Origin of the sequence: Xanthomonas euroxanthea, assembly GCF_903989455.1 — a bacterium.
Classification (GTDB): Bacteria; Pseudomonadota; Gammaproteobacteria; order Xanthomonadales; family Xanthomonadaceae; genus Xanthomonas; species Xanthomonas euroxanthea.
Window position 1 is genome coordinate 17,294 of record NZ_LR861804.1, and the last position, 21,383, is coordinate 38,676.

Here is a 21,383-nt window from a genome sequence, read left to right on the forward strand (position 1 = left end):
AAACCCGACAGGCGGGGGCATCACGCCCCCGCCCCATTACGCAGGAATATCGCAGCAATGCAGAAAGTGCCCATGACCGCCGCGGAATTTGAAGTCATCCAGCCACGGTTAGGAAGGCTTACTGTCGACACCGTCCAGATCGCCCGACGCGTGCTTGTCGACGGAAAGTCACAGGCAGAAGCGGCCGAGGAAAATGGCCTCAGCCGCCAGCGCGTCAGCCAGATGGTTCAACGGGTCATGGCCGCTGCGAACGAGTTTCCGCCCGACTGGGAACGCGTCGATGAGTGGATGCCACCGGAGTTGGCCAAACAAGTGCGCGCCCTTGCAGCCGAAGCCCGCACGACCACACAGGAGAAAAATCATGCTTGACGCACACGAAATCGAAGATCGCCGCCGCGCTGTGGCCAACGCGATCGCATCCCAGCGGCTCGAAGGTCTTGAGGTCGATGCCCAGACCCGGGCAGAGCTCGACCAGGTGGCACTCGGCGAGCTTGAGCCGGCAGACGTGATCGCGAGCATCCGCCGACGCCTTGTCGCTGGCAACGAATAGAAGATCGACTAGGAGGGCTTATGTCCACCGCTACCGCTCAGCGTTTCGATTGGAAAGAGGCCGCCAAAGTCGGCGGCGTCGTTATCGGGTTTATGGCTGTCACGGGCAGCCTGGCAGCCATCGCCCCATTGTCTACGCACATCGTCAAGACGACGCCGGCCGGCGTCGTACAAACGGTCACCGTAGATCCGGGTTCGGAGGGGAGTTTCAGCGGAATTGGCGCGACCGGGCGTGGGATCGCTCTTGCAACCGGCAGCACCAGCAGTTCGCCCCGATCGGTCATTACCACTGACACGGGACGCTTCGTCGTCAACGGGGTGGCCCCTATGCTGTCGGGCGATCGCGTGGACCTGCGCACGGGCGCGACCGGCAGGCGGTATGTGTGCCCGGCGACCAACTATCACGACTGCTATCGCACGGTCGATTGACGATGGCAGCGAAATACGACACCCCTTCGGATCCCTATGTCGATCCCAACACCGGGATCATGCGCAACTCAGTAGGAGCGCGCACGCAGCCCGAGCTGGACCGCATCGAAGCTGCGTTCGCATCGGTGCGGGCCTACGAACTTGAAAAAGGTCCGGCCATCGGTCGCTACGACCTCGATCACCTGCGCAGCATTCACCGCAGTCTGTTCAGTGACGTGTATCCCTGGGCCGGGGAAATTCGGTCCGTCGTTATTGAGAAGGGCGAAACGCGCTTTGCCATGCCCGAACACATCGAGGGCGCCGGCGCGCAGCTGTTTCGCCAGCTGGCCCGGGAACAGAACTTGCGAGGCCTAGGAGCCGACGACTTCGCCAGCCGGGCAGGGCACTATCTCGGCGAAATCAACGCCCTGCATCCATTCCGCGAAGGCAACGGCCGCGCGCAGCGCGCTTTCATCGGTCAGCTCGCCAGCGACGCCGGCTATTCCATTGCCTGGGATCGTGTCAGCCGGGACGACATGACCCGCGCCTCGATCGAGGCTTATCACAGCACACCTGACCGGCTTTCCCAGCTGATCCGCGACAACCTCACCGATCGCGACCACGCACGCGCGGTGGAACTTGGCCGCTCGCTCGCCGGCGCTGGCGCCAGCGTTGGCTATGCCGAGCTCGGGCAGACCTACACCGGGCGCGTGCTGGGGGCGACCGAGCGCTATGTGGTGCAAGAGCGCGCGGACCTGCCGGGCGAACTGGTCTTGCACAATCGCTACCGTGTTGTGGGCGACCTTGAGGCCCAGCGCGGCCAGGCCGTCGAGATTCGATATCCGCAAGGTGACGTCGCGCTGGTCATGCCTGCCAAGGCGCATGACGGACCAGCCAAGGAAAAAGCCAGCCCGGATAAGGGCAGCGACTTCGGCCGAGACTTCGGTCGGTAGAACAGGGCAGTCGCAGCAACTGCGATCACGCCCCCGTACAGTGACAATCCCAACACAACAAATAGAGGTCAGGACATGACGGAGACAACCACGTATGACGGCACGCGCAGCCTACGTCGCGCTGCGGCAGCTGTGGCGGGTTTGGGGATTGGCGTGCTCGTGTTTGCCGTGCTTTTCGCCGGCCCAGCGTTTCTAGAAAATCAGCTCTTCCTGACGCTCTCACTGCCTGTCGCCGTGCTTATGATTTTCGTCGGCCTCGCGGCATATCGCTTTGCCAAAAGGGCGGAAGTCGCCAAGAAGCCTGCGACAGCTGCCGAGAAGGCGGAAGCGAACGAGGCGCATGTCAAGCTTCAGAACAAGCTGCTATTCGCCCTGCAAGTCGGCAAGGTCATCGCAATTGCGTTCATCCTTGTCGCCGCCTATCTCACGTTTCGTAGCTACTGATTTTCTCGACTAGGTGCCGTCGACGGGGCAGGGGATTGCCCCGATCGGCGGCCAGCTGGCGCTGGCCAGCGTGCATGACCGCCGCACGCCGGCAGAGCCGGCGCGAGGCGGGGCAGCTCGCCCACCTCTTGCCCACCGTGCGTGCTGCGCCAGGCGGGCGGAACCGCCCGGCGCAGCCGGCCTTGGGCCGCGCCCCGTGGACAAGACGGGGACGACCTGCAATCGGCAGGCCCGCCCACCCCTGACCGCACAGCTTCCCCGACGCCTGGGGATAGGTGGAGCTATCCCCGACGGCGACGGGCAGCGCTGCGCGCTGGCTGTGGATCAGGCGTGGACGGCCGCGTGAGCCTCACGGCGGCCGCCTGGCGGCGTCCACCGAAAAGCCGAAACGCGGTTATCAGTGGGTGGCTGACGCGGTGATGCGGTGACACCAAGGATCATCACTGGCTATGGCGCCGACGCACTGCCAGCGCGTGTGGAGCGTTATCCGTAGGGGCGCTGCCCCTACACCCCGTTTGCCTTGTCGAGGGCCGGGGAGGGGAGGGAGCTGAGGCTGAATGCAACACAACAAGTATTGACATCTATTGACATCGCTTCTTATTTGTCCTATTCTTGTCCTATCGGAAGGGTATTTTTATCCAATTTATTTCCGATATCCCGAGCTACGGCGGCAACCGTGTCGGGATCTTCCTCAAATCTTGCAGGAGATGACCATGACGATTGTTTACGGAGGTTGCGTCGAGCCGGGTGGGATGGAGTTGGATGAGGATGGTTACGAAATCGAGTGCCCGAAGTGCCAGCGCACTGCGCACCGGAGTGACTGGGAGGCTGTTGAGGGTGGTGCGGTCAATGTGTACTGGCGTGAGTCTTGCGCTCACTGCGGTTATCGGGACAGCAACGAGGAAGACGACGAGTTCGAGGAAGACGACGACCGCCCGCCCTATCCCTATGAGCTAGAGGGCGGCCCGAGCTACCCGGAGTGGGTTAACGAGCCCGATGAGCCGGATGATGATTTTCCGGGCTTCGGGCAGGAAGTCGGTTCTGAAGAGCCGGCGGTAGGGCCGGAGCCGATGACAGCCATATCCGGTCCGGCCAAGGCGGAATGGATGACGCGTGACGACCTGATCGCTCTGGCCCAAGGCCGGCCACTGAGTTTTTCGTAATGGGGGTGAAAACGATGCCCCCGCAGATTGCTGCTACGCGTGTTGCCGATATCGATCGCACTTCATTTCTAGAAGCACATTTCGGCAAAGATCTTTCAATCAGGCATAGCCGCGAACGGAGGGTTTACAAGTGGCTGGATTTTCTCTCTCCAGCTGTTCGCGGTTGCCAGTGGCACTTCTATTCGTTGTCGAACGGTGGCTTTTACATGGCCCCGTCATGGGGTGTGCCGCTATGCCTCAAAGTTCCTAAGAGCGACGTTTTCGCCGTGTTGTCCGCCGACGCGGCGGGCATCGTCGCGACGATGTTTGCCTTGAACGATTATTCGACGATTCTGGCCAACCAGGCCGACATAAATGGAATGATCGAGCGCTACCATCATCTGGGCGCGTTCGCGACGATGCACAACGAAGCTCACATGCTTTACCAGGTCATCGAACACATCGGGTAAAAATTCTGGCGGAGGGCAGGGGACTGCCTGCCTTCACTGTGTCCTCAAGAGGATCCAACAATGAGCAGATATACCGCGACCATCCGAAGCTTGGCCGATGAACATCGCGCCGACCCGGCGGGCACCATCGGTTATGACCGTATGCTTCGCACCTATTTCGCCCAAGGCTTCCCAGCATCGGCGGGCGAAGATCACGCGTTATGGATCGGCTGCTGTCTCGAAGAGTTCCCGACGTTGGCCAGCCTCTACGAGGGGGCCGTGGCCGAGGGGTACGCGATCGAGGACGTGAGTGTCGAGATGGTCACCGCAATGGCCTCTGAAGCCTCTACCCCAGCTGGGCCGAGCGTAGCCGAACGGTTCGGACTCGTAACGTAAGCCTGCGCAAAAGCGAAAAAGGGGCGGCCAAGCCGCCCCTTTTGCTATCCGCCTGCCATCCGCATGGCCAGGTAGACCGCCGCTCCGCCAACGCCTCCGCCCACCAGGGCGAACACGGTCAGCAGGGCGGTCAATCGTCCACGTGCCAATCGTAGCTCCCGTGCGGCCGAGCTAGCTTCACCAGCGGCGGCTTGTGTGGCTTTGACGGCCTCCTTGGTCTGCTGATCAATGACCCGGGAAAGCCGCACGCACGCTTCGTTGATGTGCACGTTGCCCTCTTTGACGGCCGCCTGCAGCTCTGTCTTTGCCTCTTTGACGGTCTTGGGGATGGCGGCCTGCAGGGCCTCGACCCGATCTAGGATGCCTTGGACATCCCCCAGCAGCTCCGCCATGAGGGCTTCCCGATGTGTAGTCGGTCCGGCCATTGATGCCCCCTTGGCTATTTGGTCAAAACAGCGAACACGCTATCCAGATTTTCCTGAGCTGACGCCGCCAGGCGCTTGGCCGAAATCTTGGCCGCGATTGCCTGCTTGTCTTCCGGCGTCTTGGCCTCGCGCAGGAGGGCCTTGTAGTCCGTTGTGTCAGAGACGAGTTCGCCGATCGTCACGTTCAAGGCGCGCAGACGCTGGAACAGCTCGGAATACTGGATTGCCGCCGCAGGGCGCAGGGTGAAGGACTTCGTGTCCTGATGGAACGCGATCAAGGGATAGAAGGCGTCTTCGACCGTATCGTCCGCCTCTAGCTTGTTGAATACCACGCGGATCTTCTTCGCCGGCACGCCCATCGCGGCCAGGGCCTGGATCGTGGCGATCGTGTCCTTGATCTGCTTTGCTTCCTTGACGGCCGGAATTACAAACAGGTCCATATCTTCATGCGACCCACGGTACTGGCGCATGAGCTTGACGAAATCCTCGACGTTGGACGAGCCAACATCGATGACGGCCGAGTCGATCACCAGCAGCTGCTCCTGCAGGGCACCGAATTGCTTGCCGCGCACGCTATCGCCTTCGCCTTCGTCAGCGTTGATCGACTCCACCGCGATGTATTCCGCGTCCTTGAGACGGGGATACAGCAGGTGCTTTGACACTGTGGACTTGCCGGTGTTGCCGGAAAAATTGATCACTGCAATCTTCATTATTCGCTCCTAGGTAGTGCGTTTCTTGCCGATGATTGGCTTCCGGCGCGTCAGGTATGACTCCCCCACCTGGTCGCGCTTGCGACGGTCGAGCGCGTCGTCAAAGCTCGTTGATGTCGGGGCATCGTCTGCCGCGTCGTCGGCCGTTAAATCCTCCGTGGGCGCATTCGTCCGAGCCAGCGGATTGCCGTCCGCCGTGGTGGCCCTGACCGCCTTTGGAGGGGTCTCCTTGGTTCCGCCCGCCCGTTGCGCGCGATACCTGTAGAGGGTCTTGCGGAAGGTTTCCAACGTGACGTCTAGCCCACCCGCATGCAGCGCCGCGACGATTTCCTCGTGTCGGACGCCCTGGTCTAGCTTCTCCTCGATCTCTGGCATCACACGGCGCAGCTTTGCTGCTTTTGTGCCGCCAGTGAGTTCAGTGATCGACTGTTTCAGCTTATTGACATCCACATCCATCACCCTCCGTTGTTGACCTTGCAAAGTGTCCTAACTTTGTCCTACATCGTTCCCATTGTCAACCACGCTCAGGCTATAACCGTCCGCACTCTGTCCGATTCGTGTCCTTTGGCCTAGCACGCTTTGCGTACTAGGCAGCGTTCGGACGCTTTTTGGGTCCCTGGCGTCCCTTAACGCGTTCAGATATCAGCATTTCCGGTGCCTTCCCCTTAACCGATGGCTATACACCATACGCAACGCTTCGCGCTGCTAAAGCATTGAAAAACCTACGGTTTTTCAAGTCAGCAAGCAAAAAACGTAAGACACTCGTCTTACGAATCTTGAATTTTTCCCTGATTTTGCTAGGTTCCGGTGTAAGACAACCGTAAAACGAAGGCGGGAATTGTGGCGTCCATTACCTTTCGATGCAGCGAACGCGAGAAGATCGAGATAGAGCAGCGAGCTAGCAATGCTGGCGTCAATGTCACCGACTACTCAAAAGCGCGACTTTTGGGCGCTGACGACAGCCGCGAACTCCTGCAGGTAATCGCCGATCGCCTCGAGCATGGCGTAGGTGACGGCACAGGCGCAGGCGGTATGAGCCGGGCAGAGCTCGCCATTCTGGCCGAGCTACTGCTGATGATGCGGCTCACCGTCAAACCCGATACCCAGCGCCAAGCGCAGGCCGAGGTGGAGCGCCTTGGTTTGGAAGTGTGGAGTTCCGATTCAGTCAATCGAGGATAAGAGATGGACGACAAGCAGAAGGCCCAAGCCGTATTTGCAGCCTTGCTTTTCACCCCGGCCGCGGCCTGGTTCATCACCGCCAAAGCTGTCTACGGCTTCACTCCCCAAGACGTGCGGCAACGCCTGTCCTACTTGTTCAAAAACACGTTCGAGTTGTGGCCGTTATGGAGCGCCCTGCTGGTTGGGGTCGTCTTGGGTATCGTGATCGCCGTGCTGATCGTGCGTCTCAACCGAACAGTCTTCGCCGGCGCGCACTTCGACAAGTTCTATCGCGGTACCAAGCTGACCAGCGCAAAACATCTGGCCCGTGAAACCACCGACCGTAAGCTGCCGCAGATCACAATCGCGGCCGTTCCGGTTCCTGTTGATGCCGAGAACACCCATTTCTCGATCGGCGGGGCGACCGGTACCGGCAAGTCGACCATCTTCAAAGAAATGATGTTCGGCCTCCTGCAGCGCGGCGACCGTATGGTCGTCACCGACCCTGACGGAGAGTTCTTATCCGCGTTCTACCGGCCTGGAAAAGACAAGATCCTCAACCCCTACGACAGTCGCACCGAGGGGTGGAACTTCTTCAACGAGATGCAGGACGACTACGACTTCGAGCGCTATGCCAAGTCGATCATCCAGCCGTCCGACAGCAGCGAGTCGGAGGAATGGAACGACTATGGCCGCATGCTGTTTCGCGAGGTCGCCCGCAAGCTGTTCAACACCAGCCGCCAGCCGACCATGCGAGACGTGTTCGGTTGGACCAACCAGCGTCCCGTTGAGGAGCTGGAGGCCTTCGTGAAGGGGACGGCTGCCCAAGCCCTGTTCACCGGCAACACGCGCGCGACCAGCAGCGTTCGGTTCGTCCTGTCCAATAAGCTGTCGCCTCATCTGAAAATGCCCGACGGTCCGTTCTCCCTGCGCGATTGGCTCGCCGACCCCAATGGCGGCAACCTGTTCATCACCTGGGACGAGAACATGCGCGAGGCGCTGCATCCCATGATCTCGTGCTGGGTAGATACGATTTTTACGTCGGTCCTGGGAATGCCGGTAGATCACAGCCGACGCATCTGGACGTTCCTTGACGAGCTGGAATCGCTCGATCGGTTGCCCACGCTCGGTGATGCCTTGACGAAGGGGCGCAAGAAAGGCCTCAGCGTCGTCACGGGCTACCAGTCCTATACGCAGCTGGTCCGGATCTACGGCGACGAGCTGGCCGAGACCTTGCTTAGCAACCACCGCACCACCGTGGCGATGGCTGTCGGACGCATGGGCGAAAAGACCGCAGACCGGCTATCCAAGGCGCTCGGCGAGCACGAAGTCATGCGACGCAAGCAGGGCACCAGCCGGCGCTGGGGACAGATGGGCACGCGCAGCGAGAATGAGGAGGTCAAGACCGAGCGGGTCGTATCGGTCGCCGAGATCATGGCCTTGCCCAACCTCGAGGGCTTTCTTGCCTTTCCAGGCAATCTGCCGGTGGCCAAGTACAAGACGGAGCCGGTCACCTACACACGCGCCGAACCCGTGCCGGGGATCCTGCGCACTGACCGGGTGTTCTCATGATCGATATCACCGTCATCACGCGCCAGTCGGTCGGCAAAGTCGTGTCCTACTATGCCGACGGCGCCGATGACTACTACGCCAAGGACGGCACGGCGATGCAATGGCAGGGCGAGGGAGCGGCCGCCCTCGGGCTGGAGGGTGAAGTCGACCGCAAACGGTTCGGCGAGCTCCTGGATGGCCGCATCGATGAGCACACTCGCACGCGTCGCATTCCCCCGACCGCCGAAGCTGCCCGCAAGGAGCGACTGGCCTACGACCTGACGTTCAGCGCCCCAAAGGGTGTATCCCTGCAGGCTTTGGTCCACGGGGACCGCCGTATCGTCGAGGCACATGAGCGTGCCGTCGCCGCGGCTGTGCGCGAGGCCGAACATTTGGCGATGGCCAGGTCGACGAACAACAAAAAAACCAGCGTCGAACATACAGGAAAACTGGTGGTAGCGAAGTTTCGCCACGAAACCTCCCGTGCGCTCGATCCTGACCTGCACACCCATGCCGTCGTGCTGAATCTGACCCAGCGGGCCGATGGCCAGTGGCGCGCACTCACCAGCGACGGCATCGTCAAATCGCTGCGCCACTTGGGCAACGTCTACAAATCGGAGCTGGCCCGCGAGCTGGAAAAAGCCGGCTTCACGCTTCGCTACGATCGCAACGGCACCTTCGACCTGGCGCACTTCACCGAACACCAGATCCGCGAGTTCAGCGCCCGCAGCCAGCAGATCGAAGCGGCCTTGGCTGCCAAAGGCCTCAACCGCGACACCGCCACACATGCCGAGAAGAACCAGGCCGCGCTGTCCACCCGCCAGCGCAAGGTCGAGGTCGACCGCGAGGCCGTCCGGCAAGAATGGCAGAAGCGCGCCGGCGATCTGGCCATCGACTTTCACAGTCGGCAGTGGGAGGGTGCCGGCCGGGATGGCGTCGACGATCGCGCCAAGCGGCTACCACCGAAGGAAATCGAAAAGCCACTTGAGCACCATGCCGACAAGGCCGTCCAGTTCGCGATCAAATCGCTGACAGAGCGCAACGCCATCGTGAAACAGTCCGAGCTCGTGGAGGTAGCGTTGACACACGGTTTCGGGCGATTGACGACCGATGACGTTCGGGCCGCGCTTGATCGGGCTGCTCGGTCCGGGCATCTCATTCGTGATCTGCCTGTCTATGTCTCCATGAATCCCGCCGACAAGAAGAAAGGCGGCGCAGAAGACCGGCCGGCGCTCTCTCGCCAAGAGTGGGTCGCCACCCTGGAAGCCAATGGCAAGTCGAGAGCCGAGGCAATCCGGCTGGTCGACATGGGGGTGCGTAGCGGGCGTCTTGAGAAACAGGAGCCGCGCTTCACGACCCACATCGCGCAGAAGCGAGAACGGGACATCCTGCAGACGGAACAACGCAATCGTGGCGTGATGCAAAGCCGGATTTCGCCCGAAATCTCGCTTTCTTTCCTGGCCGACAAATCGCTGAACGACGAGCAGCGCCGCGCAGTGCAGCACATTGTGGAAAGCACAAACCGCTTCATAGGCGTCCAGGGATATGCCGGCACTGGCAAGACCCACATGACCAAGGCCGCCAGAGATCTTCTCGAGGCCAACGGTTTTCACGTCATCACTATGGCGCCCTACGGGTCGCAGAAAAAGGCCCTGGAAGAGGCCGGCCTGGAAAGCAGCACGGTGCAAGCATTCCTGCGCGCTAAGGACAAGAAGATCGATGCAAACAGCGTTGTCTTCGTTGACGAAGCGGGCGTTATTCCAGCGCGTCAGATGCTCGAAATCATGCGAACGATCGAAGCGCACGGCGCCCGCGCCGTCTTTCTTGGCGACATTGCCCAAACCAAGGCGATCGAGGCTGGCAAACCATTCGACCAGCTGCAGAAAGCCGGCATGGAGACTGCACGCCTGGTCGAGATTCGCCGGCAACAAGATCCCCAACTTTTGGAAGCCGTCAAATTGGCTGCCGAGGGACAGTCAACAAAATCCGTGGCTAATATCCGCCAAGTCCTGACGGAGAAGGAATCGGATCTGCGCTACAGCAGGATCGTCAAGCACTACGCCGAGCTGCCCAAGCACGAACGCGATCAAACCCTCATCATCACGGGCACTAATGACAGCCGGAAGGCGCTGAATGAAGGTGTTCGGGAAGCTCTAGGCATGAAAGGGCAGGGGGAGGAGTACAAGTTACTCAATCGCCTGGACACGACCCAAGCCGAGCGTCAGCACAGTCGCTACTACGAGAAAGGTAGCGTGATCGTGCCAGAGCGAAGCTACGCCAATGGGCTGCAGCGCGGCGAATACTACACGGTGATCGACACTGGCCCGGGCAATCGCCTGACGGTGCGCGACGAGGCTGGCCAGCAGATCCAGTTCTCACCGATACGTTGCCCCAAGCTCAGTGTTTACAGCGTGGAGAACACGGAATTGGCGGTGGGCGACCAGGTGAAGGTCACCCGCAACAATGCCGACCTCGATCTTGCTAACGGTGATCGTTTCGTCGTTCATCGCGTCGGCAAGCAGGAGATCGAGCTGGAGGGACAGGACGGCCGCCGGATCATATTCGACGCAAGGACGCCGATGTTCGTCGGTCTAGCCTATGCCTCCACCGTCCATAGCTCGCAGGGACTAACCTGCGGCACGGTGTTGATCAATATCGAAACGAAATCACGCACCACCACTAAGGATGTCTACTACGTCGGCGTCTCGCGGGCACGCAACGAGGCGATCATCTACACCGACGACTCCGGCAAGTTGGCCAAGGCCATTAGCCGTGACAGTCTCAAGACGGCCGCGCTCGAAATAAAAAAGCTTGCTGGACACGCAGTCGATCGGACGCTGAAGACGCGTTCTGGTCCAAGCGACCACCAAATAGGCGTCGGCCGTTAGCTGGAGTCGGCGGCCTTCGCCAGTGCCTCGATTCGCACCAGATCGTCCTGCAGTTGGGTCATGACTCCGACTAGGGCGCTATCGGACAGCTCACTGTCTCGCTTGGTTTGGCAGTAAAACGCGATTAGGAGCGTGATGAGAGAGCCGGCGCGGTGGGCGATATCGTGGATGCGATCGATCGCATCCACATTTTCAGAATGGGCATCGACAGACATGGCGTAGTCCTTGCGGGTGCCACCACGTCGTGCGCAGGGTGGCAACTGCGCGCGGGGTGAGACCCGGACACGAAACAGCCGGTCAGACTTACGCCTGCCCGCGCACAGCCGCCATAGGCTGCGTTTCGTGTCGGGGTCTCACGCCCGGCGCCGGATTGTGCCGGCGCGGGCGAATGATAAGCCAATACAGTCTCCGTGGGGCGCTCTGCCGCCCGGAAGCAGGCAGCCCACGGCGGGGGTACCCGGCCGTGGGCTGCAGACAAGCGCTCAGCGCGTTTTAAACGGTGTTTCCCACAAGGGAAGCTCAGCTCATGAGCCAGTCTTCAGCAGAGTCGAAGTGTTCTGCGTCGTCGGGAGCATCTTCGTGCGGCAGCACCGTCACACTATGAAAACCACCAACATCGTAACGGTTCGCCATGCGAGCAGCCGCGACAGCCTCGTCGGCCGACGGAAAAACTGCCCAATGTACGCCGGAGGAGCCCTTGTACCGCATTGCGGCGGGTCCGACATGGCCCGATTGCAGGACGCTATAGGCGGTCGTGCCGTCCACCTCAGATACGGCGATGACCTGGCCATGTTCGCGGGCCAGGTCATCTCTAGGATCAGGAACGTTCGGTGCCATGTTGCATCTCCAATTATTGCTGCTCGAGCTGTGCGCTTTGGATGCTTCGTCAATACGGAGGTTGATAGGGTGCAGCCTGGTCCCATCGCGATTGCCAGTGCTGCAGGAATTCGCCGGCGTAGCCGGGCACGTCCCAGAGCACGATGACATTCTCGCTGTTGGCTTTTTCGGCAGATCGCGTGTAATTGAACGATCCCGTCTGGACGGTCCTGCGATCGGCAACGATCACCTTGTCGTGCATGATCTGGTAGCGACCGTTGAGCCGCACCGAAACGCCGGCGAGCGCCAAGGTGTTAAGCGCCGCAACCTGGCTTCTTTGCCGGCTCTGGTCGGCGTCGACCACTACCCGCACGTCGACGCCGCGCTTCTTGGCGGCAATCAAGGCCTGCGCGATATCGGGTGCTGTGAACGAATAGGCCATGACCCGCAATTCACTGCGCGCGGTCTTGATCACATCTAGGACAAGGCTTTGACCGGTGCCCTCTGGCGAGAATCCGACCTGCGCGGATGCTTCGGCTGCTGCCGCAGGTGCCACTTGCAGGGCCAGCAGGACGACCAGCACGAACCGGCAAACATAAGATTGGCGCTCAGCCGGCCAGTTGTTGTTTCTTGAAATGAGGGTCATAGAGCACTTCGATGATCTGTCGGTTTTCCATGTAGACGATCACGTCTAGCGTCGTGTGAATCGTCTTCATGATGACTTCGTAGTCGAGGAGCCGGCCGACCTCCGATGCCTTGACCAGCGTGGCGATGCGGCTCGGTGTGGTAACGGCGTTGTCGGCATGGGTAGAGAAGATGCCACCTGGATGGCCAGTGTTGGCGCCAGCCAGGTAATCCCATGCCGCGTCGTCGCGCAGCTCGGTCATGAAAATTCTGTCGGGCGACAGCCGCATGCAGGCTTTGAGGCATTCGGACACGGATACGCGGCCCTCTTGGGAGCCATACATCATGTACCCGATTTCATGCTGCCGATCGGATGCGACTTCGTGCACGTCTTCCATCAATAAAACCCGCTCTTCGGCAGGCACCTCCATGAGCAGCGTTCTGGTAAAGGTGGACTTGCCGGAGCCGGTTTTGCCCGAGACGGCAATGTTGCGTTTGCTGCGTACAGCCAAGCGGAAAAAGGATACGAGGTCGCCGGCGGCAAGAAGCTGCAGAAGCTCTTCCTCGAAAGCTTCCAGCCTGGTCACATCCGCTTGGGATCGCAGCTTCCAGCCATTGAACCTCCCTTCCTCCCTGAGATCTTCGAGCGACTTATTCACCGCCAGATGCTTACGGATCGCAATCAGGACGGTTCCCTCCAAGACGGCAGGCGGCCAGCAAATGATGCCGCGCGATCCATCGGGCAGAAGCACATTGTTGATCGGCATGCGACCCAAGCCGTTGTAGTTCAACAGCGTATTGGTCAGTCTTTCCAGATAGCCCGCCGTCACTTCCGGCCTGTCATGGAAGACCCGCCCACGTGCGGTATCGCAGACAACCTGGCCAAACCTGTTGACGCGCACCTCGAAAACCTCCGGGTCATCGAGGTACGTCTTGAGCGGACCCAGCGTCAGCCATACCGATGCATCACGGTCGATCGTGCGCTTCGATCCGGGAACCTCAGCGACCATAGCCAAGCCGCAGATCGTAAACGTCGCTGAAATCCAGGTCTCGTGCCACGTAGATCGATACTGCCTCGCCCTGTTGAGCATAGAGGGTCGGTGGAATGTTGATCGTTGCCTCTAGAGCTTCGCGTGCGAGCTGGTCGGATGTGTTTGACGTGCTGTCGAGGTTGACGTTGGTCGATGCATTGCTGGCGGCATTGACCAGGGCGTCGCCGACATCGGTAAACACGGAAATGAACATCGCGCCGCCAAACCGTTCCCAGAAATGTGTATCGACCTGCCCTGGAATGCCTGTGCTGCCAAGTGCATTCGTACCGGGGCTGTCGAGGGACACCAGCACGTTGTCCGGATTGCGAACACGCGTCCAAAGAACAAAGACGCGCTTCTGGCCAGCCTTGATGCCCGAGGTGATCTGACCGTCGACATGTGCCCCCTTGTCTATCAGACGAACGCTTCCATCGGCCGAGTACACATCGCGCGACACTTGGCACGACACCATGCCAGCCTGCGTGGTATCGAGCTCCGTCTTGGTCCCGCATGCGATCATCTGCCCTGCAGGAACCGTCAGGCTTGGGTTCGACAGTCGGCGAGCGCGGGCGCTGTCGATCCTTGCAGGTGTCAATCGGCTGGCAAGCGCCGTCGAATCTTCGCTGGGTCGCGCGCGATCGCCGGTGCTTGCGCCTTGCTCGGCAGTGGCACTGGGAGCTGCACGGCCCGCTGCACCGCCGGCAAGATCGCCCTTCAAACGACGCAAGGTAGCCTGTTCTTCCGGCGTGAGTTCCTTCTGGGCTTGCCCTCGACGGGCTGGAGCAACAGAGCCTGCCGGCGTTGGCGTAATGGCTGTTCCATCAGGCTGCGGCTGCGTGACTGGCCGGGCCGGCGCATCGGTGATCGTATAGGTTGGCAGCGTGTTCGCTCGCTGGGTTGTCTCCTTGCGATCATCGGCAGGATTAGAGCCGCGTTTGATTTGCGTATAGACGATCCAGCCCACCGCAGCCAAAGCAAGAAAACACATGAAAGCAATGAAGGCGCGAATGCCTGGGATGCTTTTCTTCGGCCCCCGATTGAAACCGCCTCGGCCATCATCAAATCCGCCCTGCAGGGCTTCGTCCACATTGACGTCGCGGCTCATAATGCACCTCCGTCTTTGCTCTCCACCTTTTCAACGCGCTCCACATTGGGTGCGGCCGTTCCGCTCGTATTGGCTCCTTGATTAGGATCGAACCCGCTATTGACCAGGCCGATCACCATCTTCTTGCCGTACCGAATGCGCCACTCACGGGCGACCATTTGCGCTTGGATGATGTTCCGCTCACGCCCGATCGTCCGCACGTTCACTGTGCTTTCCTTCCCATCCGCGCCGATGACAAAGATGGTTGGCAGTTCTGCATTGGCCGGGAATTTGAAGTAGGTAAAACGATAGTCGTCCCACACATTGATGGGCGCAATTGAGCGAGCGGACGGCTCATCGGACATTTGATAACTGAAATTCCGACGACCAGGCGCAAACTCCGGAGCAGCAAGTGCCGATTGCACACGTGCCTGTTGGCGCGCTGTGTTCGCCTTTTGCGCCTCTTCGAAGGGGTAGGTGAAGGTCAGTTCCAACGTCGCTTGCCGCATCGACCACGGCGTACGAATGAAGCGGGTTTCCTGCCGGCCATTTTCGCCGCGCGCTTGATAGTCGCCGATGTATCGCAGCAGGATGTGATAGGTCCGCTTGTCGGTAACGATGGTCAGATTGGTGTCGCCGTGGGCTTCTTTTGGTTTGATGAAGAAGTGGTTTTCCACATGGGCGAAGGACCAGGCGTCACTGTCGCCAAAGACATGCGTGACGTAACGCTCACCCGGCGAGACGGTGATGTGCGTAGCCAGCCCAACCACCGCATCCACGATCACCGTGTCTTGCGGGTTATAGACGACGGACTTGATGCGGTAGTCGTAAGGCGAGCTGCGCGGAGTTTCGACAGCGGCGACAGGGCCGGCAAGGGTGGCGGCCAACAGGGTGATGCACAATGCTTTGCGATCCATCTCACCCTCCCACGTTGTTGGCTGCTTCCGGGTTCACGCGGTAGCTCATGATGCGCAAACCAAGAGGATTGATGTTCCGCTGACTGGATGTCATCAGCGACTTTTCGTACTTGTAGGAAACGACCGCGATCCAATATTCAGGCGCCTCAGCGTTCGGCCGCTGGCGCACTTTTCTAGTCGTTGTGAAGCGAACCGTCGCAATGCCTGTTTCGGCATCTTGGGTGTTCAGAATCACTGAATTGATATGGACACGGACGTTTTCGCTGTCGCCCAGCCGCTTGTCGATGGCATCGGAAGTGCCCCACTTGTAGCGCGCCACGTATTGCTCGGCCACGGCTGGCGACGCCATTAGCCCTACTGCGTCGTAGTCCAGCTGGGCTGAATTAAAGTCGTAGCTTTCGTAGTGTTGGATGAACTGCGACACCCAGTAGGAGTCTGTGACTTCGTCATAGGTCTTGGCATCTTGCGTCAGCGACAGCGACTCAACCGCACCCGTTTTCGCGTCCCGCTGCAGAATGTGCTGGGGGAGCGGTTGGCTGTAGCGATAGACGAGGAACCCACTCAAGCCATACGACGCCAGTGTCAGTACGCATGCACCAGCGGCAATCTGCCAAGCCCTTTTCCGCGACAGAAGAATTTCATCGAGAATATCGACTTCCAAACCACGGCGCTCCTCGCGGTACTGGTCGATCTTGTCACGCGTTACAGCTGTTCCCTTCCTGTCGTGAGAGCCATTGGCTCCCCCCTGGTCAGGCGCTTCTTTTTTACCGCTCAGTCTGCCCATGGTCAGCGCCCCCCTTTGACAGCTTCCGATGAAGACGCGGGGTTTGATAGCTCACTTGGCACCGTCTTATTGACTGGAATGAGCTTCGACATATTTGGCTCCGGCGGTGGTTTCGGAGCTGTGCTGCAGCCCCCGACCAGACCGCTCATCACGACAAGAGTTGCTGCTACCGCTAACCGAGAATGCATCACGAAATTTCTCCTGTACTCACGGGGTGGACCTAAAATATATCATCAAAATCGCAATTTCGATGACATATGGACCCTCTTCCATAGGGGTGGAAACGAAGTCAGCGGCGTGATCCGCGGGCCATGCCCGTCATCGCTCCGCCCATTTGCCCAGCTTCGTTCCCAACTGCATCTGCGGCCGAACCTGCAGCTGCACCGGCAGCCGTTCCCACCGGTCCTCCAGTGGCTGTTCCTATTGTTGCTCCGGCAGCTGTTGCGGCGTTGCTGCCCCCGCCCCCGCCCCCGCCACTGGCAGAGCCGCTGCCCCCGCGCCAACCTTGGATACCCGCGGATATCCCATTACCCCAACGTGCTGCCATATCCGGAACCTGCTTCAGGACGAACCAGGTCACGACGGTGATCAGGCCGCAGGTGACGATAGGAACAAGCAGGGGGGCATCTGGATTGACCGCTGATGCAGCTTCAATCGCTTTTTCATAGAAGGCCATGAACAGACCGAAGACCGCCGATAGCAAGATCGTCACCAAGCCGTAATTGATGATCGTGCCGACCCACTGGGTGAAGAGGCTGCGGGTGCTCTGGAACAGGAGGCAAAAAATAAAGATCGGTCCGAAACAAACCGTGATGCCGAGGAGGAACTTAGCCATGAGGATGAAGCCAGCTCCGAGCCCGCACATCAAGACCGTGCACAAAAGCACTGTTACAGCCAGAGCAAAGCTAGCCAGACCAGGCCCGGTCCAAACGCTCGCATTGTCGAACGCCCGTTGCGATGCGGTCAGTCCCCGATCGAGTGCCCTGTCGATGACACCGGCAATCTCGTTTTGTTGACCTGCTTGCTGACCGTCGACCATGAGAACGCTGGCAAATTCATCGGGAGTACGCATGGCAACGTTGGCCAGGTCGGTCTGATACCAACCGCCGGCGCTGGCAACGCTGATGATGATTGCCCAAGAAACGAACTTCTGAACCAGATGACTAAGCGGTTCACCATTGGGCCGCGCCATGATGAAGACCCCTTCGACCAAAAGGGACATGACGAGGCCCAGGGCAACAATCGGTGTCACGGTCGTAATGATCGTCTGTAGGTTCGACGCAACGAATTCGTTGGTCACCCGGTCCATGTAGTCGAAAATCTGGGTTGTCGCGTCGAATGCCATAGTCAATCACCTGCCCAGCGGGGAAGTAGCGAGCTGCTCGTTATTGCGTTTTGCCTTCGGCCTCGCCGTTGGAGGGGCGCGGCCGCTTTGGGGTGACGTCAATGCTGTAGTCGGGGTTCATTTCGGCAGGCGAACTTCGCTCGCCTGCCGACGTGTTCCTCGCGCGATCGGGCGTCACATCGATAGACCGCTGCGAACCGGTCCCGAAAGTTTCCGCTTGCGCCTTTGCGGCCAAGGCGTTCTGGCAATCGGCCGTAGCTGCCAGGGCCGCATCGTCTTTACATTCCACCACTCGTGCTTCGCGCTCCGCCGTGTGCTCTAGGTACCAAGACTTCGTGCGGTCAGATTGCTGGCAAGCGGCAAGGGGCAGCAGGATCACCAGAAGGAGTGCTCTGTTCATGAGATTAGTTGCTCAGGCGAGGCGCAGTGAAAGACTCGCCTTCCTCGCCGATGGTGTAGCGACGAACAGCCTTTTCTTGCTGCGACTGGAGGATGCGGTCTTGGGATTGCTGGAGCATGCTCATGAGCTGCAGCTTGGCTTGCTCGCCTTGGATCGCGCCGTTTGATGTTTGGATACGGGCTTGCAGGTCGGCAATCTGCTTCATCGATGTGGTGCGATCGATTTGGCGCGTCAACGCCTCAATGTCCTGCAACTCCCGCATCTGGTTGTTATAGGCATTTTCTGCCATCACGCGGTCGTAGGCACCCTTCTCCCGCATCTGCTTGCGGATGAAAGTCAGCGCGTCGCCGCGACCCATGTTCGAGATTTGGCTATCGAACTGGCCAAGCAGCTGCTGAGCCGAACCGGTGATGCTGGATGAGCTGTTCATCGCGTCGGAATAGACCTTGGTCCAGTCTTCTGGCAGGTTCTCACGCAACGTGCTGGCGCTATTGGGCATCAGGGCGCCCATGCCGGAATTGCCGGTCAACGCGGCATATTGCTGTCTGAGTTGTTCGACTTGGGATTTCGCTTCAGCCAGCTGCTGTGTCATGTAGCTGATCTGTTGGATTGTGTTGGCCAGCACGCCCGGGTCTTCTACGATGACTTGAGCGTAGGCTGCGGGAGTGGTCAAAGCGACGGCCAAGGCGCCCGCCAGTAGCTGCATTTTCATGTTGCTTCTCCTGTGCTGCTGTCGTGAATGTCTCCGCTCAGGGCAGAGACGAGAGAGCCTGGAGCCAATCGGGCAACCAGGCTTGAACACATCATTCGCGCTTCGCTGCCAAAGCCTTGGCCCCCAGCACGGCATCCCAGTATTTCGGAAGCCAGATATCCGGATCGTCCGTTCCCTCTTTTTCGATGATGCGGCGCAGCCGTTCTGCGTTATCTGGCGTGCCGGAAAGCACGCTGATTTCGCGATCCATGCCCACCAGCTTCATCTGTGCAAGCGTCGATTGCGATCCCTGCTTGACCAAGAACTGCCGTGAATTTTCCGGGATCGTTACAAGCGCCTGGTACTCCGATGGCGTCAGCTTCAGGCCCTTGATGTAATCGTCTGGGTCAGCATCCGGGTTCTCGAGCAAGATCTTCGTTACAACGGCCTGCATGATCGTCTTGCCAATCCGGCTTTCCAACGCGTCGTTCGGCTCCTGTGTTGAGAAGATGTAGAGGCAGTCTTTCTTGCGGTCCGTTTTGACGCCGCGCTTGACCTCCAGATCCATCGTCGGGTCATCCAGATACTGGGCAAATTCGTCGAAGACCTGGATGCAGCGGCGCGTTCCGTCGATGGACTCCCGCACCCGGTATAGCAAATACAACAGCATCGGCGTGCGCGCCGGCGGCTGCGGCTGATCCTTGCCGACGATGAATTCGGTGATGTCGAACGCGTTGATGTCGTGTGTCGTCACATCCACAAGATCATGATCGTTATCAAACAACCAACCATGCTCGCCATCGCGCGTCCAAGGTTTGAGCAGCGCCGCTAACGTTGGTCGATCCGCTGTACCGGTCTGGTAAGGGTTGGGCAGCTGTTGCACCAATGTGGTCATGTTGCGCAGCTCCATCGGAATCAAGCTGTCCACACCCATGACGGCCTCAACGGCCGCTGAAGCGGCCTCAAGGTCGCCGTGGTCGATTGCACCGCCTAAGGAGGTTTCGGCAAGCACCCGGATCAAGCGCTTGACGAAGGCGATGTTTCGCTTGCTGGGCTGCATCTGCAGCGGCTGAAAGCCAGATGGCTCGCTCTCGCGCAAGGTGGTGTAGCGACCGCCCAAGGATTTCACCATCGGATACATGCCCTGGTCTTTGTCCCAGATGAACATGCGCGGCCTGAATTTTGTGGCCTCCGTCAATAACGCATCCAATACGGTGGTCTTGCCGGAGCCAATGCGGCCAAGAACGAGGGTGCTACCCGGCGGGCGCTTTCCGGTTGAGTCTTCGTCCTCTGGAGTCATATGGAAGTTGAAGAAAAGCGGTGTACCTGCCACCGTCTTGAACAGCATGACGGGATCACCCCACGGGTTGCCCTTCGGCTTGCCGGTCATGAAATTGTGGAAGGATGCAAAGCAAATGAAATTCCAGCTGTTGATCGGTGCTGGTCGCGGGATGAACGCCTGGTTGCCGGGCAGCATCGCGTAGTAAGCCGCTTCCGAAGCCAAGCCCACAGGAGATGTCACCAAGGCGCATTGGTTCATAAGCACGCGCGCCTTGCGGGCACTTTGCTGGACCTCTTTGGCTGAATCCCCGTAGACGTGCACCGTAGCGTGGTGCCATCCCATGATGAAACGACGTGACACCACGTCATCGCGCGCCGCCGTGATGCCCTGAATCTGTGTCTGGCTCGGATCGCGCGTTTCCAGCATCGACTTTTGCTGGTTCGTCAGGAAGGTGCGGGCTGCCTGCATCGACATGCAGCAGAAGCTCTGTGTCATCACGAACTCGAAATCGGCTTCCATAAGCGTGTTGAGCTGCCCGGGTTCTGTGCTCTCGTCGTAGTCCCTCACCTCGATACCGGCTGTATAGAACACCCGGTCACTATTCCGCAGCTGCAGCACGTCACCCCAGAACGAGCTGATCGGACGAGTGTGCATCAGGTATGTGCGGATGCGATCTCTGCAGACCGGGACAGGCTCCCAAGTACCGTTGACCAGAAACCCCAACCACTCCAAGGCGGTCGAAAACGCATATTGGTGCTTCGCTTCGGGCACTTCTGTCTTGATCGGTTCGACCCCGACGTCGGCAAGCAAGTCTCCATCGTCGGTGTCGTCCACGTCGGTTAGATCGGGATCGTCCTGGCCAACAATCGCTCCGTGTTCGTCGCGGTAGTAGATGCCCAGGCGCTCGATGCCATAGGGGCGCATTGAGCCCATGAGCTGGTCGGTAATTTCTTCTAGGGATGCAAGCGCATCAGCCTGTAGTTCGCGCAGGTCGTCCGCGGTCGGACGCTCGAATTTGGCCAGCAGCTTCTGTGTGGTGTCGCCCACCGGGTTGTAAAGTACGGTCAGATATAGGTCGTTGACCATCAGCGGGACATTGGCGAATGACTGGCCGTAGTTCTCATCGAACATGCGTGCAAAGCTGCTGGGGAAATCTGACTTCGGATAGTTGTGGACCCGGCGATGATGCAAGTGAGTCCAGAACTTTACATGCTCATTGCCGATCGACTTGAGCATCTGGTTTAGATCGCGATGCCAGTTCACAAGGTCGGCGTTCGAGGCGCAACTGTGCGTCCTGCCCCGAACCTTGAAGACGCTTAGGTACTCTCCAGCCGCC

26 protein-coding genes are annotated in these 21,383 nt (G+C 59.6%); 11 read left to right on the forward strand and 15 right to left on the reverse strand.

Annotated features, from left to right (window positions below):
* Positions 1-57 precede the first annotated feature (57 nt).
* The 8 genes from H7A86_RS20595 to H7A86_RS20630 all read left to right on the forward strand — a co-directional run bounded on the left by H7A86_RS20595 (position 58) and on the right by H7A86_RS20630 (position 4,341).
* Positions 58-369 (forward strand): TrfB-related DNA-binding protein, encoded by a 312-nt coding sequence (locus tag H7A86_RS20595; RefSeq protein WP_074059037.1) that lies wholly within the window; start codon positions 58-60, stop codon positions 367-369.
* Positions 362-550 (forward strand): antitoxin VbhA family protein, encoded by a 189-nt coding sequence (locus H7A86_RS20600; RefSeq protein ID WP_104564664.1) that lies wholly within the window; start codon positions 362-364, stop codon positions 548-550. The genes H7A86_RS20595 and H7A86_RS20600 overlap by 8 nt, the downstream gene beginning before the upstream one ends.
* A gap of 20 nt (positions 551-570) precedes the next feature.
* Positions 571-978, forward strand: a complete 408-nt coding sequence (locus H7A86_RS20605) for a hypothetical protein (protein WP_119132522.1) — start codon at positions 571-573, stop codon at positions 976-978.
* A 2-nt stretch (positions 979-980) separates the two neighbouring features.
* Positions 981-1,910 (forward strand): Fic/DOC family protein, encoded by a 930-nt coding sequence (locus H7A86_RS20610; protein ID WP_119132521.1) that lies wholly within the window; start codon positions 981-983, stop codon positions 1,908-1,910.
* A 75-nt stretch (positions 1,911-1,985) separates the two neighbouring features.
* Positions 1,986-2,354 carry a hypothetical protein gene (locus H7A86_RS20615; RefSeq protein WP_232099358.1) on the forward strand — a complete coding sequence of 123 codons (369 nt, stop codon included), beginning with the start codon at positions 1,986-1,988 and terminating at the stop codon, positions 2,352-2,354.
* Between the two features lie 713 nt (positions 2,355-3,067).
* The gene (locus tag H7A86_RS20620; RefSeq protein WP_147421372.1) at positions 3,068-3,517 is read left to right on the forward strand and encodes a hypothetical protein; all 450 of its coding nucleotides are present in this window, start codon (positions 3,068-3,070) and stop codon (positions 3,515-3,517) included.
* Positions 3,518-3,531: 14 nt separating this feature from the next.
* Positions 3,532-3,966, forward strand: coding sequence for an antirestriction protein (locus H7A86_RS20625; RefSeq protein ID WP_180708186.1), 435 nt, complete (start codon positions 3,532-3,534; stop codon positions 3,964-3,966).
* A gap of 60 nt (positions 3,967-4,026) precedes the next feature.
* The gene (locus H7A86_RS20630; RefSeq protein WP_104564637.1) at positions 4,027-4,341 is read left to right on the forward strand and encodes a hypothetical protein; all 315 of its coding nucleotides are present in this window, start codon (positions 4,027-4,029) and stop codon (positions 4,339-4,341) included.
* Positions 4,342-4,385: 44 nt separating this feature from the next.
* Here the strand turns inward: H7A86_RS20630 and H7A86_RS20635 are convergent, their stop codons facing one another.
* The 3 genes from H7A86_RS20635 to H7A86_RS20645 are packed head-to-tail and all read right to left on the reverse strand — an operon-like array spanning position 4,386 to position 5,932.
* Positions 4,386-4,733, reverse strand: a complete 348-nt coding sequence (locus H7A86_RS20635; RefSeq protein ID WP_104564636.1) for a hypothetical protein — start codon at positions 4,731-4,733, stop codon at positions 4,386-4,388.
* Positions 4,734-4,780: 47 nt separating this feature from the next.
* The gene (stbB, locus tag H7A86_RS20640; RefSeq protein WP_042841497.1) at positions 4,781-5,476 is read right to left on the reverse strand and encodes a StbB family protein; all 696 of its coding nucleotides are present in this window, start codon (positions 5,474-5,476) and stop codon (positions 4,781-4,783) included.
* Between the two features lie 9 nt (positions 5,477-5,485).
* The gene (locus H7A86_RS20645; protein WP_119132517.1) at positions 5,486-5,932 is read right to left on the reverse strand and encodes a hypothetical protein; all 447 of its coding nucleotides are present in this window, start codon (positions 5,930-5,932) and stop codon (positions 5,486-5,488) included.
* A gap of 384 nt (positions 5,933-6,316) precedes the next feature.
* On the opposite strand from H7A86_RS20645, the gene H7A86_RS20650 reads away from it, so the two are divergent.
* Genes H7A86_RS20650 through mobF form a run of 3 tightly spaced genes read left to right on the forward strand, consistent with a single transcriptional unit; the run spans position 6,317 to position 11,073 of the window.
* Positions 6,317-6,655 (forward strand): plasmid mobilization protein, encoded by a 339-nt coding sequence (locus H7A86_RS20650; protein WP_074059028.1) that lies wholly within the window; start codon positions 6,317-6,319, stop codon positions 6,653-6,655.
* A 3-nt stretch (positions 6,656-6,658) separates the two neighbouring features.
* The gene (locus H7A86_RS20655; RefSeq protein WP_119132516.1) at positions 6,659-8,206 is read left to right on the forward strand and encodes a type IV secretion system DNA-binding domain-containing protein; all 1,548 of its coding nucleotides are present in this window, start codon (positions 6,659-6,661) and stop codon (positions 8,204-8,206) included.
* Positions 8,203-11,073, forward strand: coding sequence for a MobF family relaxase (gene mobF, locus H7A86_RS20660; RefSeq protein WP_119132515.1), 2,871 nt, complete (start codon positions 8,203-8,205; stop codon positions 11,071-11,073). Before H7A86_RS20655 ends, mobF begins: the two co-directional genes overlap by 4 nt.
* On the opposite strand, the gene H7A86_RS20665 is transcribed toward mobF, so the two are convergent.
* From H7A86_RS20665 to H7A86_RS20715, 12 genes are all read right to left on the reverse strand, one after another.
* The gene (locus tag H7A86_RS20665; RefSeq protein WP_147421371.1) at positions 11,070-11,288 is read right to left on the reverse strand and encodes a hypothetical protein; all 219 of its coding nucleotides are present in this window, start codon (positions 11,286-11,288) and stop codon (positions 11,070-11,072) included. The genes mobF and H7A86_RS20665 overlap by 4 nt on opposite strands.
* Positions 11,289-11,592: 304 nt before the next feature.
* Positions 11,593-11,910, reverse strand: coding sequence for a hypothetical protein (locus H7A86_RS20670; RefSeq protein WP_119132513.1), 318 nt, complete (start codon positions 11,908-11,910; stop codon positions 11,593-11,595).
* 49 nt (positions 11,911-11,959) lie between these two features.
* Entirely contained in the window at positions 11,960-12,535 is a 576-nt protein-coding gene (locus H7A86_RS20675; RefSeq protein ID WP_119132512.1) for a phospholipase D family nuclease, read from the reverse strand.
* On the reverse strand, positions 12,498-13,523 hold the full coding sequence (gene virB11, locus H7A86_RS20680) for a P-type DNA transfer ATPase VirB11 (RefSeq protein WP_119132511.1): 1,026 nt from the start codon (positions 13,521-13,523) through the stop codon (positions 12,498-12,500). The genes H7A86_RS20675 and virB11 overlap by 38 nt, the downstream gene beginning before the upstream one ends.
* Entirely contained in the window at positions 13,513-14,649 is a 1,137-nt protein-coding gene (gene virB10 / locus H7A86_RS20685; RefSeq protein ID WP_119132510.1) for a type IV secretion system protein VirB10, read from the reverse strand. The genes virB11 and virB10 overlap by 11 nt, the downstream gene beginning before the upstream one ends.
* Positions 14,646-15,545, reverse strand: a complete 900-nt coding sequence (locus H7A86_RS20690) for a TrbG/VirB9 family P-type conjugative transfer protein (protein ID WP_119132509.1) — start codon at positions 15,543-15,545, stop codon at positions 14,646-14,648. Before H7A86_RS20690 ends, virB10 begins: the two co-directional genes overlap by 4 nt.
* Position 15,546: 1 nt before the next feature.
* Positions 15,547-16,329, reverse strand: a complete 783-nt coding sequence (locus H7A86_RS20695; protein ID WP_119132508.1) for a VirB8 family type IV secretion system protein — start codon at positions 16,327-16,329, stop codon at positions 15,547-15,549.
* Positions 16,330-16,331: 2 nt separating this feature from the next.
* Complete coding sequence (locus tag H7A86_RS21300; RefSeq protein ID WP_425509764.1) at positions 16,332-16,517, reverse strand: TrwH protein; 186 nt, start codon at positions 16,515-16,517, stop codon at positions 16,332-16,334.
* Between the two features lie 101 nt (positions 16,518-16,618).
* Positions 16,619-17,674, reverse strand: a complete 1,056-nt coding sequence (locus H7A86_RS20700; RefSeq protein WP_119132507.1) for a TrbL/VirB6 family protein — start codon at positions 17,672-17,674, stop codon at positions 16,619-16,621.
* 40 nt (positions 17,675-17,714) lie between these two features.
* Positions 17,715-18,074 (reverse strand): EexN family lipoprotein, encoded by a 360-nt coding sequence (locus H7A86_RS20705; protein ID WP_119132506.1) that lies wholly within the window; start codon positions 18,072-18,074, stop codon positions 17,715-17,717.
* A gap of 4 nt (positions 18,075-18,078) precedes the next feature.
* Positions 18,079-18,786, reverse strand: a complete 708-nt coding sequence (locus H7A86_RS20710; protein ID WP_119132505.1) for a TrbJ/VirB5 family protein — start codon at positions 18,784-18,786, stop codon at positions 18,079-18,081.
* Positions 18,787-18,877: 91 nt separating this feature from the next.
* Positions 18,878-21,283: a VirB4 family type IV secretion/conjugal transfer ATPase gene (locus H7A86_RS20715; RefSeq protein WP_338063651.1), complete on the reverse strand. Its 2,406-nt coding sequence runs from the start codon at positions 21,281-21,283 to the stop codon at positions 18,878-18,880.
* Positions 21,284-21,383: the final 100 nt, after the last annotated feature.

Excerpts from the sequence above, each read along its gene's own strand:
- H7A86_RS20645 (WP_119132517.1), bottom strand. The coding sequence starts at position 5,932 with ATGGATGTGGATGTCAATAAGCTGAAACAGTCGATCACTGAACTCACT.
- H7A86_RS20665 (WP_147421371.1), bottom strand. The coding sequence starts at position 11,288 with ATGTCTGTCGATGCCCATTCTGAAAATGTGGATGCGATCGATCGCATC.
- mobF (WP_119132515.1), top strand. The coding sequence starts at position 8,203 with ATGATCGATATCACCGTCATCACGCGCCAGTCGGTCGGCAAAGTCGTG.
- H7A86_RS20655 (WP_119132516.1), top strand. The coding sequence starts at position 6,659 with ATGGACGACAAGCAGAAGGCCCAAGCCGTATTTGCAGCCTTGCTTTTC.
- virB10 (WP_119132510.1), bottom strand. The coding sequence starts at position 14,649 with ATGAGCCGCGACGTCAATGTGGACGAAGCCCTGCAGGGCGGATTTGAT.
- H7A86_RS20715 (WP_338063651.1), bottom strand. The coding sequence starts at position 21,283 with ATGCTCAAGTCGATCGGCAATGAGCATGTAAAGTTCTGGACTCACTTG.
- H7A86_RS20615 (WP_232099358.1), top strand. The coding sequence starts at position 1,986 with ATGACGGAGACAACCACGTATGACGGCACGCGCAGCCTACGTCGCGCT.
- H7A86_RS20620 (WP_147421372.1), top strand. The coding sequence starts at position 3,068 with ATGACGATTGTTTACGGAGGTTGCGTCGAGCCGGGTGGGATGGAGTTG.
- H7A86_RS20670 (WP_119132513.1), bottom strand. The coding sequence starts at position 11,910 with ATGGCACCGAACGTTCCTGATCCTAGAGATGACCTGGCCCGCGAACAT.
- H7A86_RS20675 (WP_119132512.1), bottom strand. The coding sequence starts at position 12,535 with ATGACCCTCATTTCAAGAAACAACAACTGGCCGGCTGAGCGCCAATCT.
- H7A86_RS20605 (WP_119132522.1), top strand. The coding sequence starts at position 571 with ATGTCCACCGCTACCGCTCAGCGTTTCGATTGGAAAGAGGCCGCCAAA.
- H7A86_RS20630 (WP_104564637.1), top strand. The coding sequence starts at position 4,027 with ATGAGCAGATATACCGCGACCATCCGAAGCTTGGCCGATGAACATCGC.
- H7A86_RS20705 (WP_119132506.1), bottom strand. The coding sequence starts at position 18,074 with ATGAACAGAGCACTCCTTCTGGTGATCCTGCTGCCCCTTGCCGCTTGC.
- H7A86_RS20690 (WP_119132509.1), bottom strand. The coding sequence starts at position 15,545 with ATGGATCGCAAAGCATTGTGCATCACCCTGTTGGCCGCCACCCTTGCC.
- H7A86_RS20635 (WP_104564636.1), bottom strand. The coding sequence starts at position 4,733 with ATGGCGGAGCTGCTGGGGGATGTCCAAGGCATCCTAGATCGGGTCGAG.
- H7A86_RS21300 (WP_425509764.1), bottom strand. The coding sequence starts at position 16,517 with ATGCATTCTCGGTTAGCGGTAGCAGCAACTCTTGTCGTGATGAGCGGT.
- H7A86_RS20625 (WP_180708186.1), top strand. The coding sequence starts at position 3,532 with ATGCCCCCGCAGATTGCTGCTACGCGTGTTGCCGATATCGATCGCACT.
- H7A86_RS20700 (WP_119132507.1), bottom strand. The coding sequence starts at position 17,674 with ATGGCATTCGACGCGACAACCCAGATTTTCGACTACATGGACCGGGTG.
- virB11 (WP_119132511.1), bottom strand. The coding sequence starts at position 13,523 with ATGGTCGCTGAGGTTCCCGGATCGAAGCGCACGATCGACCGTGATGCA.
- H7A86_RS20695 (WP_119132508.1), bottom strand. The coding sequence starts at position 16,329 with ATGGGCAGACTGAGCGGTAAAAAAGAAGCGCCTGACCAGGGGGGAGCC.
- H7A86_RS20710 (WP_119132505.1), bottom strand. The coding sequence starts at position 18,786 with ATGAAAATGCAGCTACTGGCGGGCGCCTTGGCCGTCGCTTTGACCACT.
- stbB (WP_042841497.1), bottom strand. The coding sequence starts at position 5,476 with ATGAAGATTGCAGTGATCAATTTTTCCGGCAACACCGGCAAGTCCACA.
- H7A86_RS20610 (WP_119132521.1), top strand. The coding sequence starts at position 981 with ATGGCAGCGAAATACGACACCCCTTCGGATCCCTATGTCGATCCCAAC.
- H7A86_RS20595 (WP_074059037.1), top strand. The coding sequence starts at position 58 with ATGCAGAAAGTGCCCATGACCGCCGCGGAATTTGAAGTCATCCAGCCA.
- H7A86_RS20600 (WP_104564664.1), top strand. The coding sequence starts at position 362 with ATGCTTGACGCACACGAAATCGAAGATCGCCGCCGCGCTGTGGCCAAC.